Source organism: Mucilaginibacter panaciglaebae (assembly GCF_039539265.1).
GTDB lineage: Bacteria > Bacteroidota > Bacteroidia > Sphingobacteriales > Sphingobacteriaceae > Mucilaginibacter > Mucilaginibacter panaciglaebae.
Map to the genome: position 1 here is coordinate 154532 of NZ_BAABCV010000007.1, position 20107 is coordinate 174638.

Below are 20107 nucleotides of genomic sequence, written 5' to 3' on the forward strand. Positions count from 1 at the left end.
TTGTATCTTGCGCCCTCTTTTTAAGAATATTACATTACTAAAACAACATAGAATAAGTTTATGGCTATAATGGGTTATCTGCGCGACCGGATGGGTAAAATTGTCGCAGGTGTGATCGGACTTTCGCTTTTCGCATTTATTGCTACTGAAGCGGTAAGAAGCGGAGGATCTTTTTTTAAGGGTGATAATAACGAATTAGGTTCTGTTGGCGACGAAAAGATTCCGCTGGATAAATTTAATGCAGCTGTTGAGCAGAATCTTGCGCAGTTTAAAGCGCAATCAGGCCAAAGCCGCACAACTTCGCAGATTACCACCTATATACAGGAAAACACCTGGAATCAACTGGTTAGTAAAGCCATTTTATCAAAAGAAGTTGATAAATTAGGCCTTACTGTAGGTGGCGTTGAAACCCAAAGTATGATGACGGGTTCAAATCCGAATCCTCGCGTAGTACAGGCATTTACCGATCCGCAAACCGGTAAATTTGATCCGCAGGCTGTCGCTAATGCGCAAACCGCTATCAAAAGCATGAAAGACGGTGATCCTCAAAAAGAACAATGGTCAAATTTTGTGACCGATCTGATTGATGCCAAACGTGCTGAAAAATACATGGCTTTAGTGTCAAATGGTGTTTATATTAACTCGCTTGATGCAAAAGATAATTATGACGCCAAAAACAAACTGGCTAATTTTAAATATGCTTTATTGGAGTACTCTGCTATATCTGACGACAAGGTTAAGTTAACCGACGCAGATTACAGCAACTATTACGATGAGCATAAAAATGAGTTTAAAAATCAGCAGGAGTCAAGAGCGATCAGCTACGTTGCTTTCAACGCTGCCCCGTCAAAAGCCGACTCGGCAGTAGTAAAAGATCAGCTGACTAAATTATTGCCTGACTTTATCGCCTCAAAAGACGACTCGTTATTTGTTCAGATCAATTCAGAAACAAAAACGCCGTTAACCTGGCAGCGTAAAGGCGAGCTTGATCCGAAGATCGACAGCATCGTCTTTAAACAAGATCCGGGATTTATTTATGGCCCGTATCAATCAGGCGGATCTTATAAAATGTCTAAATTGGTTGCTGTCCGTATGTTCCCTGATTCGGTAAAAGCCAGACACATCCTTATCGCTCCCGGCGAAGCCGGCGGCATGGAAAAAGCCATGGCAAGAGCCGACTCGTTAAAAAAACTGATCGAAACAGGAAAAGCAAATTTTGCTGCCCTGGCTACAACTTTTTCTGCTGATAAAGCATCAGGTGTTAAAGGTGGCGACCTTGGTACATTTGGCCGTGGCGCAATGGTTCAGCCTTTTGATGACGCCGTGTTTGAAGGTAAAAAAGGCGACCTGAAAATCGTTACTACCCAATACGGTGTTCACCTTATTGAGATCCAAGATCAAAAAGGATCATCAAAAGTAGTTAAGATTGCAACTGTTGATAAGCCATTAACGGCAAGCAGCGCTACACAGTCTGCAGCCTATAGTAAAGCGCAAAAGTTCCTGGCATCTGTCAATAAGGATAACTTTGATGCAGAGGCAACCAAAGAAGGCTTAAAAATTCAAAAAGCCGACGATATACAAGGTACGGCGTCAACATTGCCTGGTTTGTTTGAAGCCCGTGATCTGGTACGTTGGATATTTAAAGCTGATAAAGGCGAAATTGGCGATCAGGTTTTTACTGCTGACGATCAGTATGTAGTGGCCAAAGTAACTGAAATTAAACCTAAAGGTATTTTATCGCTTGATCTGGTTAAAGACAAAATCAAACCAGAAGTGATTAAACAAGTAAAAGGCAAAATGCTGGCCGATAAATTTACTGCGGCTGCCAATGGCTCATCATCTATAGACCAGATTGCTCAAAAAGCAGGTACTAAAGTTACTCCGGTACAAAATATAGTTTTTGCTAATCCGGTTATTCCGGGCTCATCTGCCGAGTATAAACCAGTCGGCACTGTATTTGGGTTACCTGTTAATAAAATATCTAAGCCAATTGCCGGTCAGCAAGGTGTTTATGTACTGGTGGTTGATAGCTTTATCAATCCGGCACCACTCACCAACGCTGTAAGAGAGAAAGAGCAAATGACCAATATCTTATTGCAACGTGCCGAAGGGCAGCTGTTTGAAGCATTGAAAGATAAGGACAATGTAAAAGATAACAGAGCCAGGGTGCTGTAGTCGATATTTAAAGTAATTTTGTATCCGGGATAGCGTTTATAATACGTTATCCCGGATTTTTATTTTAAAAGGAAAATGGAAATACAAGAAAACTTTGTGAACAAAGTAGCCCAAAGCGGTTTAGTTACCCTGGATCCGGCAGATTTTTATACCGCAGGCGAACGTGTGGTTTATGATATAAAAGATAATTTGTTTCACGGGCTGATATTACGCGAAAAAGACTTTCGCGACTTTGTTAAAGCGCATGACTGGGTACAATATCAGGACAAACTGGTGGCCCTTACCTGTACCGCCGATGCAATAGTGCCGGCCTGGGCTTATCTGCTTTTAGCTAACCGTATGGCACCTTATGCCAAAGAGGTTGTTTTTGGCGATTTAGAGACATTAGAAACTGTTTTATTTGTAAAGGAGTTGACTAAGGTAGACGTAGAACAGTACCGCGACCAGCGGCTTGTAATTAAAGGCTGTGGCGACATAGATATTCCGGTATCCGCCTATGTTGAGTTAGGTAAAAAACTGAGCCCGATAGTGAAAAGCCTGATGTTTGGCGAGCCGTGCTCCACCGTGCCTATTTATAAGCGGAAAGAATAATAGCCGGTACTTGGATTGCTTTTTGCAATAACTATTAAATGAAAAAGTATTTTTTATTACTGATACTGTCAGCGTTAGGTGTTAGTGCCGGGTTTTGCCAGGAGCTAAAGGACATTAACGAACCTGTATTTAAAACCGGTGAGCAGTTAAGCTATAAGTTTAAGTACGGATTTATTACCGGAGCAGAGGGTACGTTACGCGTTGAGGACGGTGAGAAAATAGACGGTCATCCAACATATCATATTATAGCTGATGGCAAAACAGCGGGCACTTTTGATTTTTTTTATAAAGTACGTAACCGCTATGAGAGTTATGTAGACCGTACTACGTTGTTGCCATATTTGTATATAGAGAACAGGAAAGAGGGTAGCTGGAAACATGCCGATAGGGTAAGGTTTAACCAGGCAGAGGGAAAGATCGTTGCCAATAAAGGTACTTTCCTTACCAAAGGGAAGACATTTGATTTTGTATCGGCTTATTACTTTGCGCGTGGGTTGGATATTTCCAGAATGAAAGTAGGCGATAAGTTTGTGTTGCCCTATTTTTTAGATGATGGTATTTATACACTGAGTATTACTTATGCCGGCAAGGAGGTTATAAACAGCGCCATCGGTAAGTTTAGATGTCTTAAATTTAACCCTACTATAATAGCCGGTCATATTTTTAAGAAAGATAGTAAATTGTATTTGTGGATAACCGACGATAATAATCGTATCCCCGTGAAGGCAAATGTAGGGTTGATAGTTGGTAGTGTTACCATGGAATTAACCAATGCCAAAGGGCTTAAATATCCCCTTAACCCCATAAAATAATATAGATGATAGAGGTTGGTAGTGTTTTAGTACACCACGATGTAGTGAGCGAGAATTTTGTTTGCAATTTAAACAAGTGCAAAGGCGCATGTTGTTTAGAAGGTGATTCGGGTGCGCCTTTAGACCATGAAGAGCTGCATATACTCGAGGAAATTTATCCGAAAATAAGGCCCTATATGACCGAAAAAGGTATTGCCGCGGTTGAGGAGGTTGGGGCTTATGTAACCGATTTTGAAGGAGATTATACAACTCCCTGCGTTGATACTAATAAAGAATGTGCTTATGTTACCTGGGAGAATGGCATAACCAAATGTGCTATTGAAAAAGCTTATGAAGAAGGCGTTATCGACTGGAAAAAACCCATCTCATGCCACTTGTATCCTATCCGTATTACAAAGTATCCCGAGTTTGACGTACTGCATTATGACCGCTGGACGATATGTAGTTCTGCCTGCAGTTTTGGTGACGAGTTGAAAGTGCGTGTGCATGAATTTTTAAAAGGTCCGCTAACCCGGAAATACGGCGAAGAATGGTATCGCGAACTTGAAGAAGCAGTGGCCGTTTATGATGAGAATATCTAAAATACCGCGCTTTTTTAAACAATCGGCATAATAGAACTTACATAAGGCAATAACTAATTAGTTTTACAATAAAATTGAATAATATTGCAGCCGACTTAATCAATTACAATGAAAGTAGCTTTAATTACCGGCATCACCGGACAGGATGGTGCTTATCTTGCTGAATTTTTACTAAAAAAAGGTTATGAGGTACACGGCGTTAAACGGCGTTCGTCGCTATTTAATACCGACCGTATAGACCATTTATACCATGACCCTCATGAGCCAAATGTTAAATTTAAGCTACACTACGGTGATTTAACCGATTCGACCAATTTGATCAGACTGGTACAAGAAATTCAGCCTGATGAAATTTATAACCTTGGTGCTATGTCGCATGTGCAGGTAAGCTTTGAAACACCCGAATATACTGCTAATGCTGACGGTATTGGTACCCTGCGTGTACTGGAAGCAGTAAGGCTGTTAGGTTTGACAAAAAAAACTCGCGTTTACCAGGCTTCTACCTCAGAGTTATACGGCCTGGTGCAAGCAGTTCCGCAAAGCGAGACCACACCTTTTTACCCACGCTCACCTTATGCAGTAGCCAAACTATACGGCTATTGGATCATTGTAAACTATCGTGAAGCATATAACATGTATGCTTGTAACGGTATCTTATTTAACCATGAAAGCCCTATACGCGGCGAAACTTTCGTAACACGTAAAATTACCCGTGCGGCATCAAAAATTGCCCTGGGCCTTCAAAGCTGCCTTTATTTGGGAAACCTTTCTGCACAACGCGACTGGGGCCATGCTAAGGACTATGTTGAGGCCATGTGGCTGTTACTACAGCAGGATAAGGCTGAAGACTATGTAATTGCTACCGGTGTAACCACAACTGTCAGAGAATTTGTTAAACTGGCTTTTGGCGAATTGGGAATAACAATTGAGTTTAGTGGTAAAGATGAAAATGAACGTGGCGTTGTTATTGATGTCGACAAAGACAGGGCTTCGGAACTGAATTTAGATCCTGAACTGCTTAAACTGGGCCAGACTGTTGTGAAAGTTGATGCTAAATATTTCAGACCGGCAGAGGTTGATCTGTTAATTGGCGATCCGACGAAAGCGCAGAAACAATTAAACTGGAAACCAAAATATGATTTAGCTGGTTTAGTTAAAGATATGATGGAATCTGATTTACACCTGGTTAAGAAAGATGATTATTTGAAAAAAGGTGGCTTCAAAACCTTGAACTATTTCGAATAAAGTTTTAGGTTCTTCACTAAATTTACCTACATGAAAAAAATCCTAAGCAGTGCAATATTGCTTTTAATATTTGTTAAGGTTGGTATGGCTCAGGCCACATACCAACCTTATTCATATCAGTTCTATCAGAAATTTAATGAAGAGCTATATTCTACCAAAACCCGCTTGCATACTGCAATAAAGCCATACATTATAGATACTTCATTGCAAGGTAAGTATGATTCATTGATGAATTATGGTGTTGATACTACAAAGCATCATGGCTGGGTTTACCGCAAGCTTTTTAATGAGCACTTATTTGACGTAAAGACTAATGACTTTACTTTTTTTGCCGATTTCATGCCTGATCTGATAATAGGCAAAGATTTTTCAGACCATAAAAGTTTATGGACAAATACGCGTGCTTATCAATTAGGTGGTACCGTTGGTAATAATTTTTATTTCTACTCGAGCGGGTCTGAAAATCAGGCGGTTTTTCCTGAATATCTGAATACCTATATCAACCAGGTGGGCATTATACCCGGCAAAGCTTATGACCGCAGTTTTGGTAAAAAAACTAAGGATTGGTCTGATGTCAGCGCAATAGTATCTTATACACCGGTTAAATATCTAAATGTTACCCTGGGGCATGACAAAACATTTATTGGCGATGGTTATCGCTCTGTATTGTTGTCAGATTATGCATCCAATTATCCATTCCTGAAACTAACTGCTAATCTGGGAAATGTGCGTTACATGGCTATGTGGGCTTACATGACCGACCCTGCATCGCCTGCATTAAGTTATGAGAATGGCTATAACCGTAAATGGGGGATATTCCATTACCTGGACTGGAACGTGAGCAAGCGCTTGTCTTTAGGCTTCTTTGATGCTATTATAGCTGCTGATCGTGATTCGGCTACTGCCGTTCACCGCGGTTTGGATTTGGCATATGTTAATCCCATTATTTTCTTGCGCCCTATCGAAGCATCAAACGGATCGCCGGATAATGCATTGATTGGTTTCAACGGAAAATATAAGATCACTGACGGCATTACCGCTTACGGGCAGTTTATGTTGGATGAATTCAGAGCCCAGGATTTTTTCTCAGGTAAAGGTAGTGTCAAGAATAAATATGCCTGGCAACTTGGTTTTAAAGGAGCCAACCTGTTTGACGTGCAAAATTTGAACTATTTAGCCGAGTATAATGGAGCCCTACCATTTACTTATACCGAAACACAGCGGATAAAAAATTATAGCGAAGAGAACGAACCGCTGGCACATCCCTGGGGAGCTAACTTTAAAGAGTTAGTAGCTTTGCTCAATTACAGCTACAGGCGCTTTGATTTTAGCGGCGAACTGGACTATGGGCACTATGGTCTGGATATTAATGGCCTCAATTATGGTAAGGATATATTTAAAGTTTATACCAATCCGGCACATTTGTACGGTAATTACATTGGGCAGGGGCTAACTACTAACATGACCTATATAGAGGGCAAGGTAGCTTATGTACTTAACCCCAAATATAATTTACGTATAGAATTGGGTGGTATTTACCGGTTAGAGAACAATGCGCAATTTACGGATAAGGCGTCTATGATCACCATTGGTCTGCGCAGCTCATTCAAAACGTTGTACACTGATATAGCCAGTTACCGTACTCATTAACATAAGCATATCCCATAAATAAAAAAGCCATTATGTAAGTAATGGCTTTTTTGATTTTATAATGTCGTAGGTGTTTAGAGGTATCTCCCTCGTTCTTCATCAAGATGACAAGGATTGTTGTTTTTGCCTTAACTAACTGGCGATGGTGTTGGTACTGCTTTTAATACCTATTTCGCGCACCTGGGCGGCTATAGCATCTGCATTGTAACCGCACTCAGCCCAAAGTTCCGGTTGTTCGCCATGTTCGACTACGCGGTCAGGTATACCTAAACGAACAACCTGCGCCTTGTAATTATGATCGGCCATGAATTCTAAAATGGCACTGCCCATGCCACCTTCAAGGCAACCATCCTCTACAGTAATTACCTTGCTAAATTTTTTGAAAACCTCCTGGAGCAAAACCTCGTCCAGGGGCTTTACAAAGCGCATATCATAATGGGCAGGGTAGTAACCCTCAGTATTTAATTCCTGAATAGCTTTTACAGCCTGATTGCCGACATGCCCGATAGTTAATATAGCTACATCGTCGCCGTCAGTTAGTTTGCGGCCCTTGCCCACCTGAATAGCTTTGAAAGGACGTTGCCAATCTACCATAACTCCATTGCCCCGGGGATAACGTATTACAAACGGCCCCATATCGTCCTGCTGAGCAGTGTACATCAGGTTGCGTAATTCTTCCTCGTTCATTGGCGCCGATACCGTCATGTTAGGAATGCAGCGCATATAAGCTAAATCATATGCGCCGTGATGAGTAGGCCCATCGGCACCGGCGATGCCGGCACGGTCAAGGCAGAATACCACGTTCAACTTCTGTATTGCTACATCGTGGATCACCTGATCATAAGCCCGTTGCATAAAACTCGAATAAATATTACAGAACGGGATCAAACCTTGTGTAGCCAAACCTGCCGAGAATGTAACGGCATGCTGCTCGGCAATACCTACGTCGAATGCGCGGTTTGGCATGGCTTTCATCATCAGGTTCAATGAACAACCCGATGGCATAGCGGGCGTAATACCCATGATTTTAGGATTAACTTCGGCCAGTTCTATGATGCTAAGGCCAAATACATCCTGATATTTTGGTGGTTGGGGTTTCTCGTATGTGGTTTTCTTGATCTCGCCGGTTATCTTATCAAACAGACCGGGAGCGTGCCACTTGGTTTGGTCCTTTTCGGCCAGGGCATAGCCTTTGCCTTTGGTAGTAATGCAATGTAAAAGTTTAGGTCCGGGTATGTCGCGCAGATCTTTCAAAATCTTCACCATATTTTTTACGTCATGCCCGTCAATCGGCCCGAAATATCTGAATTTTAAGGCCTCAAAGAAATTGCTGCGTTTAAGCAGCGTGCCCTTAATGCTTTTTTCTATTTTCTGCACCATGTTATAGGCGTCCGGGCCTATTGACGATATTTTGGCCAGCACGCTGGCAATATCGTCCCTGAAACGGTTATATGGTTTTGAGGTAGTTATTGAGGTAAGGTAATCCTTTAATGCGCCAACATTCGGGTCAATAGCCATGTTGTTGTCATTCAAAATAACCAGCAGGTTTGAACTTTCAATACCGGCATGGTTCAGCGCTTCGAAAGCCATACCGGCGGTCATGGAGCCATCGCCAATTACGGCTACATGCTGACGGCCGGTCTCACCTTTGTAATGCGACGCGACGGCCATGCCCAATGCTGCCGAGATAGAAGTAGACGAGTGGCCAACGCCAAAAGTATCGTATTCGCTTTCAGAACGCTTAGGAAAACCGCTGATACCGCCATATAAGCGGTTGGTGTCAAACACATCACGGCGGCCGGTTAGTATTTTGTGACCATAAGCCTGGTGGCCCACATCCCATACCAGTTGGTCGTAAGGTGTATTTAGTACATAATGCAGGGCAACGGTAAGCTCAACTACACCCAGACTGGCGGCAAAGTGTCCGCCGTTTACCGAGACGATGTCAATAATATATTGACGCAACTCCTGGCAAACCTGCTCAAGCTGATCTTCACTAAGCTTCTTTAAATCAGACGGATAGTTGATGTTTTCTAATAATTCACCGGCCTTTACCTGCATTGATATTTATACAACTGTAATAACTTACAAATTAACTAAGTTTAATTTATAATTTAAGGACATTTGGCAGTAATATTTGTTTAAAATAAACTTGTCAGGTACATGCCGACAATATGTTTAACAGTCTTGAAATTGTGCTGCTATACTTAAGAGTCGCAGGATTTAAACGCGCAATGACAAAAAAATGTATTTTTACCCGTAGATATGGAGCAAGAAGGCTTTGAGATAAGATTACCGCAGTTTGAGGGGCCGTTTGACCTGTTGCTGTTCTTTATTGAACGCGATGAACTGGATATACAGGATATCCCTATTGCGCGTATCACCGACGACTTTCTGAACTATATTCACCACATGGCGAGTCTGAACATTGAACTGGCCAGCGAGTTTATTTTTGTTGCCGCTACGCTGATGCGCATTAAAGCTAAAATGCTGCTGCCGCGACACGAAAGTGAGGACCCGGAAAACGAAGTCGACACCCGGGAGGCGCTGATCCGCAAATTGATCGAATACAAAAAATTCAAAGAGATCTGCGAAGAACTGCGGCCGATGGAAGAAGAGCGCCTGATGCAGGAACGCCGCGGTAATATCCTGACAGATCTTGAATCGGCCGAGCGCGTAGCAACTCCGGGCGAGGAACTAACCGACCTGAGCTTGTATCGCCTCATGATGGTATACAACCGCATGATGCGCAACTACCAGAATCGAAGCGAAGAGGTTATCCACACCGTTGTACAATATCCTTATACCATCGAAAAACAAAAGAAAGCCATTGACGACCTGCTGCGCATCAATAAAATGATGGACTTTAAAACCATTGCCAAAGAATCTGAAAATAAGGTGCACTTTGTATACAATTTCCTGGCTGTGCTCGAGATGCTGCAACAGGAGCTGATCAATATCCAGATAGGATTAGGTTATAATAACTTTTGGATATCGGCGAAGGTTAGTGAGCAGTGATTGGTTGATTAGCGATTAGTTGTTAATGATCCACGCGAGAATGTGTATCACTTTGGATCAATTGGATCACTTTTGTTTCGTAACCATTTGATATTTAGCAGTTTAATTTTTGGAGGGCAAAAAAATGGATCACTTTGGATCGCTTTTTCTGACTTTTAGGTCATTTTTTGGATCAACGACTTTTTGTCGTTAAACGCGAAGCGTGGCAGCGGCCAGGAGAAAAGCCCGAATACGTGGCGGTTGGTCGTCGTTCCTCCTGGCAATGACAAACGCTTATATTTCTTTCAATCCATCAGCACTTTATCTTGCAAACGCGTCCCTTCATAGTTATCCACAAATCTGTAAAGTTTTGCACGAGCGGTTTTAAATGCGGCAAAACAGTGGTCTAAAAGGTTAATCTTTACTAAATTAGCGGCGATTTTAAATATCATAATGAAAAGAGACAAACTTATATTTGAGCTGTTAGACGAAGAGCAACAGCGCCAGGAAGAAGGATTAGAGCTTATAGCGTCAGAAAACTTTGTAAGCAGGCAAGTTATGGAAGCAGCAGGGTCTGTTGCAACCAATAAATATGCCGAAGGCCTGCCGGGCAAACGTTACTATGGCGGCTGCCAGATAGTGGATGAAATTGAAACCATTGCTATTGAGCGTGCCAAACAACTGTTTAACGCCGAATGGGTAAACGTACAACCACACTCAGGCGCACAAGCCAACGCAGCCGTGATGCTGGCCTGCCTGCAGCCCGGCGATAAAATATTAGGTTTTGATCTCTCGCATGGTGGCCACTTAACTCACGGTTCTGCCGTAAATTTTTCAGGTAAATTATATGTGCCGTTTTTCTATGGTGTTAAAAAGGATACCGGCTATGTTGATTACGAACAACTGGAGCAGGTAGCGCTTCAGGAAAAACCGAAGATGATCATCTGCGGTGCTTCGGCGTACTCGCGCGACTGGGATTATGCCCGCATCCGCAAAGTAGCAGATCAGATTGGCGCCATAGTACTGGCTGATATTTCGCACCCTGCCGGTTTAATTGCCCGCGGTTTACTAACCGACCCGCTGCCACATTGCCACATAGTAACTACAACTACGCACAAAACGCTGAGAGGCCCGCGTGGTGGCCTGATTATGATGGGAAAAGATTTTGTAAACCCATGGGGGTTAAAAACCCCAAAAGGAGAGATCAAAATGATGTCAAATCTTTTGGATATGGCTGTCTTCCCGGGTACACAAGGTGGCCCGCTCGAACATATTATTGCAGCTAAAGCAGTTGCGTTTGGCGAGGCACTTTCTGAAAGTTATATGAAATATATTCTGCAGGTTAAGAAAAATGGCGCGGCAATTGCAAAAGCTTTCTTAGACAGAGGATATGAGATCGTATCGGGAGGTACTGATAACCATTTGGTGTTGATTGACCTGCGTAATAAAAACGTAACCGGTAAAGCTGCCGAGAACGCTTTGGTAAAAGCGGACATCACCATTAACAAAAATATGGTGCCGTACGACGATAAGTCGCCATTTACAACTTCTGGTATCCGTATAGGTACCGCTGCCGTGACTACCCGGGGCATGAAGGAAAAACAAATGGAGACGATAGTAGAACTGATTGACGAAGTAATTAACGATCCTGAGAACGAACATTCTTTAGAGAAGGTTCGTAAAAAGGTCCATAAGTTAACGGAAAAGTTTCCGTTATATAAGGAATAGAAATTAAATGATTCAAAAGCAACAGGTCTTGACAGATAGTGAAACTAAGCGTCTCGAGGCGCTTAGTTCATATAATGTTTTAGATACGTTGCCTGAGAAAGAATACGATGCTATTACCCGCCTGGCCTCCTACATTTGCCAGGTGCCGGTTGCGTTGATCTCTTTGATCGATAGCGAAAGGCAATGGTTTAAGTCAAAGGTTGGCCTGGACATTGATCAGACCTCGCGTGTTGATGCTTTTTGTAATTATACCATTCTGAATGATGACTTACTGGAAGTAAATAACGCCGCCGAAGACGATGTTTTTAAAGACAATCCTTTTGTTAAAGGCGAGGCCCATATCCGGTTTTATGCCGGTGCTCCATTAATCGATCCCGAAGGCAACCGGCTCGGATCATTGTGTGTAGTTGATACTGTTCCGCGTAAACTTACCGAAGAACAACGTGATGCATTGCGCACCTTGGCCGACGAGGTGATGTCGCACCTGGTGTTGCGTAAACAAAAGCGCGAACTACAAAAATCACTCGAAGCCCATAAACAATTTTTTAACCTGTTCGATTCATCGCCTGATATCCATTTTATAGCAGCTGAAGATTCAAGCATCGAGCTCATCAATAAAGCGGTTGCTGATATATTAGGTTATGTGCCTGAACAGTGTATCGGCAAGTCATTGTGGAGTTTTGTGGCCGGCGAGGGCAGAGACCAGTTTGTGGGTTTAATAGAAAAGGCTAAAGCCAGCGGTCAGGCGTTTGATGTGGAAACGCGTACTTTAAACCTGGACGGATGCGAAAAGTGGATAGGCTGGTGCGGTATTTATAAAAGTGGTAAATGGTATGCAAGCGGTCGCGATATTACGTACCAGAAAAAAATACTGGCCGATTTAGAGCAACTATCGTTGGTGGCCAGCAAGATTATTAACGGCGTAATGATTGCCGACGCCAAGGACAACATTATATGGACCAATGAAGCTTTTGAAAAGATCACTGGTTTTAGCCATGAAGATGTAGTTGGTAAGCGTCTGCGCGATGTAATTATCGGTAAATCAAATCCTGACCCAACACAACTTTATAACCAGGCTATTGGCAGCAAGAAATCATACTCTGTACACGTTTATGCTACGCGTAAGGATGGGCAGGAAGTATGGTTATCATTAATCACCACTGTTATTTATGATAAAGATGGCGAGGTTGACAAATACATTCGCGTAATAAATGACATCACCAAACGTAAGAACGCAGAGCTCGATCTTCAAATATTGTCGTTTGCGGCCCGTAAATCGCCAAGTGGCATGATGACCCGTGCTGTTGATGGTACGGTGATCTGGATGAACGAGGCGCTGGAAAAAATTACCGGCTATACGCTGGAGGAGATGCAAGGCAAACGTTTTGGCAAAATATTAGTGGGGAAGGATACCGATACAGCAGTATTTGAAGCGGCGGTTAAAGCAATTGAAGAACAACGACCATACAATTGTGAGATATTGATCTACCCAAAAGAGTCTCAGCCATTATGGGTAGCTATGTCAAATAGCCCGTTGTTTAACGATGCCGGTAACGTTGAAAGGCAGATTACTACCATGATGGACATTAACGAAAGTAAAGTGGCCCAGGCTGAGCTTAGCATGTTATCGTTAGTAGCCAGCAATACCACCAGCGGTGTCGTCATCAACAATGCCTTGGGTGAGATTGAGTGGGTGAACGACGCTTTCGAAAAGATTACCGGTTTTAATATCGACGACGTTCGTGACCTGCATCTGGGCGATGTTTTAAAGGGCGAACTGACGGACATGTCTATTATTCAGAAGGGCCGTGAACTTTCAAAAAACAAACAGTCGTTCGAGGTTGACTTGCTGGCCTATCGTAAAGACCGCACGCCGATGTGGCTTACCGTAATTAACTCGGTCATCCTGAACAAACAGGGCGAGGTTGATAAATACATTGAGGTTGTTATTGATATCAGCGCTAAAAAGAAGATAGAGCTGGAGTTGATTGCCGCTAAAGAAGAAGCCTTGCAGCTAAGCCGCGCAAAGGATATGTTTATCTCGGTGATGAGCCATGAAATACGTACCCCGCTCAATGCAGTTATCGGCATGTCGCACCTATTGCTGGAAGGGCCAAAGCTTGAGTCGCAGAAAGAGAACCTGGAAGTACTCAAATTTTCGTCAGACAATTTATTGATGCTTATTAATGATGTGCTTGATTTTACTAAAATTGAGACAGGCAATGTCGAGTTAGAACAGCTTGAAGTAGATCTGGAGGATATGATACAAAATATTGCCGCTTCATTACAATATAAAACTAAAGAAAAAAATATATACCTTGAGTCACAAGTTGACCCGGCCGTGCCCGATGTGGTAATTGGCGACAGTACAAGGCTATCGCAAATAATATTGAATATAGCCAGCAATGCTGTTAAATTTACTAACCAGGGCGGGGTGAGGATAGGCCTGGAAGTTATTGATCAAACCCAAAAAAAAGTACGCATACGTTTTTCTGTGACTGATACAGGAATCGGTATAGCAAGTGATAAATTAAATACGATATTTGAATCGTTTAAACAAGCTGACAGCAGTACGGCCCGTAAATATGGCGGTACTGGTTTGGGTTTAGCTATTAGTAAACGCTTAATTGAACTGCACGACTCGCGCATAAACGTGGATAGCGAGCTGGGGAAAGGTTCAACATTTTGGTTTACTATAACGTTTAATAAAGCAGATAATAAAAAAAGCAATAATATAAACGTGGATACAGGACTAAATATTAGCGTACTTGTGGTTGATGATAATCAGATTAACAGACTATTAATCAATAAGATATTAACTAAATGGGGGGCTACGATTGATTTTGCCGAAAATGGTGTACAAGCAGTAAACAAAATTGAATCTGAAAAATATGATGTTGTATTAATGGATATCCATATGCCTGAAATGGGTGGTATAGAAGCAACGCAGATCATCCGAAATAAACCTGAATCATACTTTAAACAATTACCTATCATAGCACTAACGGCCTCTATGCTTACCAGCCAAATGGGCGACATTGGCAATGCCGGTATGAATGACTATATACTTAAACCATTCGAGCCAAAAATCCTCTTCGAAAAATTAAGCAGGTTTCAAAAACAGTAGGTTAATTGTTGAATTACAGAATTAATGGTGTATTGAATTTATGTATCACAAATTAATTCAGCCTTAACACTACTCCGCATACGCTATCGTAGCTATGCTCAATTTTAAGCCTTCAATTTGAAGTAAGGGTATGGCGCAGGCTTCGAGTGTTGAACCGGTGGTGACTATGTCATCCACTAACAGCACGTGTTTGCCTTTTAGTTTCTCCAGGTTTTTTACAGCAAATACTTCCTGCATATTCTCAAAGCGTTCAAACCTGGAGCGATGGGTTTGCGTTTCTGTTGCGCGTGTGCGTATCAGGTTGTTTTCTTCGACTGTACTGTTTAGTTTTTCGGCCAGCCCATATGCAAAGCAGGCGCTTTGATTATAACCGCGTTCTTTTAACCGGCTTTTATGCAACGGTACAGGAATGATATAGTCTATAGATGCGAACCTGGGGTTTGTTGCTAATTGCAACCCTGCGATATTACCTAATACATTACCAATTTGTTGCATGCCTTTGTATTTGAAATGATGCATCAGATTTTGAACCTTGCCGCCCTTGCTAAAGTAGTACAGCGCATAAGCCCCCTCTAAATTTATCTTACCCCAAAACTGGCGTGCAACTATGTTATCGGCCTGTAAATGAAAATTGGTAAGTGGTAAATTATAATGGCAATCTGTACAGATAACTTTTTCGTGCGTTACTAATTCGTTCCCGCAGGCAGGGCACAGCTGAGGGAATAATAACGACAAGAAGTTGGCCAGATAGCTGCTTTTAAGTTTCAAGGTTTAGCTGTTCAAATAATTGACAATAAAGATACAAATTTCTAGACCGCCGGGTGGCAGGCCTTGCCCGGCCCGGGTTCTTTTATATTCGAATATCAACATTCAGTGCTGATATTCACCAAGAGTCACTTAGCGTCCTTAATAGCCAGCTGCCCACAGGCAGCATCAATGTCTTTGCCGCGGCTGCGGCGTATGTGGGTATTTACACCATGCCTGCGCAGATGCTCGGCGAAAGCTTCAACTTTATCTTCGCCGGCATTTAAATAGGAGGCAAAAGCAATAGGATTGTATTCGATGATGTTTACTTTACAGGGTAGGTGCCTGCAAAAGCGAGCCAGTTCATCGGCGTCCTGGATGTTGTCGTTAAATCCGTCGAAAATAATGTATTCGTAAGTTACCGGGTTCTTGGTTTTAGCGTAATAATATTTAAGCGCCTCGGCCAGTGCTTTTAGCGAATTTTGCTCATTGATGGGCATTATGGTATTGCGCTTTTCGTCGTTAGCCGCATGCAGAGACAGGGCCAGGTTAAACTTAACACCGTCGTCGCCCAGTTTTTTGATCATCTTAGCAATCCCTGCTGTCGACACCGTAATGCGTTTGGCAGCCATGTTCAAACCATCCTCTGAGGTCAGTTTTTCGACCGACTCTAGCACGTTTTTATAGTTCAGCAAAGGCTCGCCCATGCCCATGTAAACAATATTACTTAACGGGATGCCATAATTTTCGCGCGCTTGCTTGTCAATAAGCACTACCTGGTCGTAAATTTCGTCGGGATTGAGGTTGCGTTTACGCTCCATATATCCTGTTGCACAAAATTTGCAAGTAAGGCTGCAACCTACCTGCGATGACACACAAGCAGTCATCCTTTCAGGTGTTGGAATTAAAACCCCTTCAATTAAGTGCTTGTCATGCAAAATGAAAGAATTTTTTATAGTTTTATCAGCGCTAAACTGTGAGTTATTGATTTGTACATTATTAATTACAAATTTGTCGTTCAGTTTAGTACGAAGTTCTTTTGAAATATTGCTCATCTCTTCAAACGAAAAGCATGATTTTTTCCAAAGCCACTCATAAACCTGTTTAGCCCTGAAGCTTTTTTCGTCCATTTGGATAAAATGCTTTTGCAGGTCTGCCAGGCTTAGGCTACGGATATCAATTTTCTCTTTTTCGGCGCTCACGCTACAAAAGTACGAAATTTTAAAAAATCTATCTTTTATATTGTTAGGTAAAAACAATAACCAAAAGTTAATGTATTTAGTTAATGGATTGATAGAAGGATGAGGTACTTGCTAAGTTATAACTAATGAAAATTTTTAGAGCCGATTACGTTTTCCCTATTAGTGCCGATCCGATAAAAAATGGTTATGTCGCCATTGATGATCAAGGTAAGATCATCGCGGTGTCAGACCAAATGCCGCGTGGATCAGAACATGTTCCTGTTGAGCAATTGAGTGGTGTTATAATTCCTGGGTTTGTAAATACGCATTGCCATGTAGAGCTTTCGCATTTACACAATAAAGTTTCAAAGGGCGAAGGCCTTGTTCAGTTTATTAAAAACCTGCAGAGCCTTAGAAACACCAATCAAAAAGAAATAGAAGCCGCAGCTATAAAGGCTGATCAGGATATGTACGAAAACGGCATTGTTGCGGTGGGCGATATTTCGAACAGTAATGTCACGGTGCCTATAAAGGCCAACAGCAAAATATACTATCATACTTTTGTTGAGGCCTTCGGCTTTATTCCTGAAAATGCCGACGCCACTTTCGAGGGTGCCTTGCAATTGATGGATCAATTTAAAGCACAGTCGTGCTCGATAACACCACATGCGCCGTATTCTGTATCAAAAGAGCTGTTTAAGCTTATTAAAAAATATTGCGACAGCCGTCCCCACAAAAACCTTATCAGTATACATAACCAGGAGAGCGAGGACGAGAATAAGTTTTATCGCTATAAGCTGGGTAACTTTAATGACCTGTATGAGCATTTTGGTATTGATATCAGCTATTTTAAGCCGCAGGCGCGTAATTCATTGCAGTCAATTTTGCCGCTGTTAACCAGCAAGCAGAAGATACTTATGGTGCACAATACCTGTACCAATCTGAAAGACATTTATTTTATTAAACGGTTTGACCGCCATATAAACTGGTGCTTTTGTCCAAACGCTAACCTATATATAGAAGGAACATTACCGAAGGTTGATCTGTTCCTGGAGCAGGGCTTTAATATTACCCTGGGCACCGACAGTCTGGCGTCTAACGACAAGCTTTGTATTTTAAGTGAGATGCGGGTGCTGCAAGAGAGTTTTCCATCGCTTAGCCTTGAACGATTGCTGAAATGGGCGACACTTAATGGCGCGGTGCTGTTAGGTATCGACAAGGAGAAAGGTAGTATTGAACCCGATAAAACGCCTGGCCTCAATCTCATAACCGGTTTGGACGATCTGAAAATTACCGCTGAAACAAAAGTTAAAAGATTGGTGTAAGGTATACAGAGTCACTCTTCATTATTAAATTTGTCATCTACGTTCGGAATGACAGTGTGGTATTAAATAAACACGTTGACTTTTTAATTTTTACTTTTGACCTATCATGAAACATCTAGATATTACGGTTAAAGGAAAAGTACAAGGCGTATATTACCGGGCATCAACCAAAGCAGTAGCCGACCAGTTGGGTATACGCGGCACGGTGAAAAATCAGCCGGATGGCGATGTATTCATTGAAGCCGAAGGTGAACCTGCTATGCTCGAGATGTTCCTTGACTGGTGTAAAGAAGGCCCGGAAAATGCTGAAATAAGCTCCATAGAATCGCATGAAGGCGAACTGAAAAACTATCGTAATTTTGAGGTGTTAAAACGGGGATTGTTCAAATAGCAACTCCAATAAATACGCTAAACATTGTCAACAGCTAAAAAATTTGCCGGGCAAACTGCAATATATGGTTTGAGTACCATTATATCCCGGATGATCTATTTTGTTTTAACGCCAATTTATACCCGCGCTTTACCGGTTGGCGGTAATGGTATTTTTACTGCAATGTATGCTAATGCGTCTATTGTTAATGCTATCCTGGCGTTTGGTATGGAGACCACCTATTTCAGGTATCTTCAAAAACGGTCAGACAAAAGGCAACAAGTATACAATAACGCTTTTGGCCTGGTCATAGCGGTGACCCTTTTATTTCTGATTTTTTGCCTGCTTTTTCTCAACCCAATTATCAGCTATATGCAGGCTGGTGTTGCAAAAGACCATGCCGACTACACCTTTTACGTGAAATGTTTTTTAGTGATTTTAGTAGCCGATGCTTTTTGTGTAATTCCGTTTGCTAAAATCAGGGCTGATGGCAGGCCGCTTAAATATGCCTTTGTAAAATGTACCAACATTTTATTCGTGGTGCTATTCAATTTGTTTTTCTTGTTCGGTGTCCCATTTATTATCAGGCATCATTTAGTTGGCTCGGAGTGGATGGCCGGATGGTACAGGCCACATTGGGTTGGCTATGTGTTTTTGGCCAATGCCGCAGCCAGTGTTTTTACCATAGTGCTGTTACTGCCTGAAGTAATTCAATTGAAACTAAAATTTGATGTTAGCATGTACCGCGAAATGTTTGTATACAGTTGGCCGGTAACAATCGCGAGTATATCTTATATTATCAACGAGTCGCTGGATAAGAACATGTTGAAGCATATGCTGCCGCAGGCCATCAGTGATAGGGATGTTGGTATATATGGTACCTGTGCTAAGATCGCTATATTCCTGAGCATTTTTGTTCAGGCATTTAGATTGGGTGCCGAACCCTTTTTCTTTAGTCACGCCAAAAACAAAAACTCGGGCGACACTTACGCCCGCATCATGAATTATTTTGTGATAACTGTAGCTGTGATTACTGTTGGAGTTGTGGCTAACGTTGATATCCTGGCAACCGTTATTTTGGGTAAGCATATCAAAGAAATAAATCACCATTTAGTGCCTAATGTTTTTTGGGAAGGTTTGGGTGTTATACCGCCGTTGTTATTCGGATATTTAAGTTTGGGTATATACATGAACTTGTCGGTTTGGTATAAGTTGTCAGATCAAACCAAGTACGGCCTTTATATTTCTGGCATAGGCGCTATACTAACCATTATTTTAAACTGGGTTTTTATACCGAAATATAGTTATATGGCTTCGGCATGGATTTCATTTATTGCTTATGTAGTCATGATGGTATTGTCATACATTTGGGGACAGCGTAATTATCCTATTCCTTATAATCTTAAAAAAAATTTAATTTATATCATAATTGCAGCTGTCTTCGTTTATCTTTCGTTCTATATATTTAATCATAATATTTTTATAGGCAATGCATTATTTATATTGTTTATAGCAGGTGCTTATATTGTTGAACAAAAAGAACTGAAAGCGATATTAAGAAGATAGCATAAGATAAAATTA

At 41.8% G+C, this 20107-nt stretch carries 15 protein-coding genes; 12 read left to right on the forward strand and 3 right to left on the reverse strand.

What is annotated here, in order from left to right; translation table 11 throughout:
- The first annotated feature begins 60 nt into the window (after positions 1–60).
- The 6 genes from ABD772_RS11235 to ABD772_RS11260 all read left to right on the forward strand — a co-directional run bounded on the left by ABD772_RS11235 (position 61) and on the right by ABD772_RS11260 (position 7054).
- Entirely contained in the window at positions 61–2175 is a 2115-nt protein-coding gene (locus tag ABD772_RS11235; protein ID WP_345104142.1) for a peptidylprolyl isomerase, read from the forward strand.
- A gap of 75 nt (positions 2176–2250) precedes the next feature.
- Entirely contained in the window at positions 2251–2766 is a 516-nt protein-coding gene (locus ABD772_RS11240) for a DUF2480 family protein (RefSeq protein WP_345104145.1), read from the forward strand.
- A gap of 38 nt (positions 2767–2804) precedes the next feature.
- Positions 2805–3578, forward strand: a complete 774-nt coding sequence (locus tag ABD772_RS11245) for a DUF3108 domain-containing protein (RefSeq protein WP_345104148.1) — start codon at positions 2805–2807, stop codon at positions 3576–3578.
- A 5-nt stretch (positions 3579–3583) separates the two neighbouring features.
- Positions 3584–4159, forward strand: a complete 576-nt coding sequence (locus ABD772_RS11250) for a DUF3109 family protein (RefSeq protein WP_345104152.1) — start codon at positions 3584–3586, stop codon at positions 4157–4159.
- Between the two features lie 108 nt (positions 4160–4267).
- On the forward strand, positions 4268–5404 hold the full coding sequence (gene gmd, locus ABD772_RS11255; RefSeq protein ID WP_345104155.1) for a GDP-mannose 4,6-dehydratase: 1137 nt from the start codon (positions 4268–4270) through the stop codon (positions 5402–5404).
- A 30-nt stretch (positions 5405–5434) separates the two neighbouring features.
- Entirely contained in the window at positions 5435–7054 is a 1620-nt protein-coding gene (locus tag ABD772_RS11260) for a gliding motility protein RemB (RefSeq protein ID WP_345104158.1), read from the forward strand.
- A gap of 132 nt (positions 7055–7186) precedes the next feature.
- Here the strand turns inward: ABD772_RS11260 and dxs are convergent, their stop codons facing one another.
- The gene (dxs, locus tag ABD772_RS11265; protein WP_345104161.1) at positions 7187–9115 is read right to left on the reverse strand and encodes a 1-deoxy-D-xylulose-5-phosphate synthase; all 1929 of its coding nucleotides are present in this window, start codon (positions 9113–9115) and stop codon (positions 7187–7189) included.
- Between the two features lie 204 nt (positions 9116–9319).
- Here dxs and ABD772_RS11270 point away from each other — a divergent pair, with 204 nt between their 5' ends.
- From ABD772_RS11270 to ABD772_RS11280, 3 genes are all read left to right on the forward strand, one after another.
- Positions 9320–10072, forward strand: a complete 753-nt coding sequence (locus tag ABD772_RS11270; RefSeq protein WP_345104164.1) for a segregation and condensation protein A — start codon at positions 9320–9322, stop codon at positions 10070–10072.
- Between the two features lie 432 nt (positions 10073–10504).
- The gene (locus ABD772_RS11275; protein WP_345104167.1) at positions 10505–11779 is read left to right on the forward strand and encodes a serine hydroxymethyltransferase; all 1275 of its coding nucleotides are present in this window, start codon (positions 10505–10507) and stop codon (positions 11777–11779) included.
- Positions 11780–11786: 7 nt separating this feature from the next.
- The gene (locus ABD772_RS11280; protein ID WP_345104170.1) at positions 11787–14906 is read left to right on the forward strand and encodes a PAS domain S-box protein; all 3120 of its coding nucleotides are present in this window, start codon (positions 11787–11789) and stop codon (positions 14904–14906) included.
- A 69-nt stretch (positions 14907–14975) separates the two neighbouring features.
- Here the strand turns inward: ABD772_RS11280 and ABD772_RS11285 are convergent, their stop codons facing one another.
- Together ABD772_RS11285 and rlmN are read right to left on the reverse strand one after the other, a co-directional pair.
- Entirely contained in the window at positions 14976–15674 is a 699-nt protein-coding gene (locus ABD772_RS11285; RefSeq protein ID WP_345104172.1) for a ComF family protein, read from the reverse strand.
- A gap of 125 nt (positions 15675–15799) precedes the next feature.
- The gene (rlmN, locus tag ABD772_RS11290) at positions 15800–16852 is read right to left on the reverse strand and encodes a dual-specificity RNA methyltransferase RlmN (RefSeq protein WP_345104175.1); all 1053 of its coding nucleotides are present in this window, start codon (positions 16850–16852) and stop codon (positions 15800–15802) included.
- A 125-nt stretch (positions 16853–16977) separates the two neighbouring features.
- Between rlmN and ABD772_RS11295 the strand changes: the two genes are divergently transcribed.
- The 3 genes from ABD772_RS11295 to ABD772_RS11305 all read left to right on the forward strand — a co-directional run bounded on the left by ABD772_RS11295 (position 16978) and on the right by ABD772_RS11305 (position 20092).
- Positions 16978–18156 carry an amidohydrolase family protein gene (locus tag ABD772_RS11295; RefSeq protein ID WP_345104178.1) on the forward strand — a complete coding sequence of 393 codons (1179 nt, stop codon included), beginning with the start codon at positions 16978–16980 and terminating at the stop codon, positions 18154–18156.
- Positions 18157–18262: 106 nt separating this feature from the next.
- Positions 18263–18547, forward strand: coding sequence for an acylphosphatase (locus ABD772_RS11300; protein ID WP_345104180.1), 285 nt, complete (start codon positions 18263–18265; stop codon positions 18545–18547).
- A gap of 24 nt (positions 18548–18571) precedes the next feature.
- A complete protein-coding gene (locus tag ABD772_RS11305; RefSeq protein WP_345104183.1) occupies positions 18572–20092 on the forward strand; it encodes an oligosaccharide flippase family protein in 1521 nt (506 codons plus the stop codon).
- Positions 20093–20107: the final 15 nt, after the last annotated feature.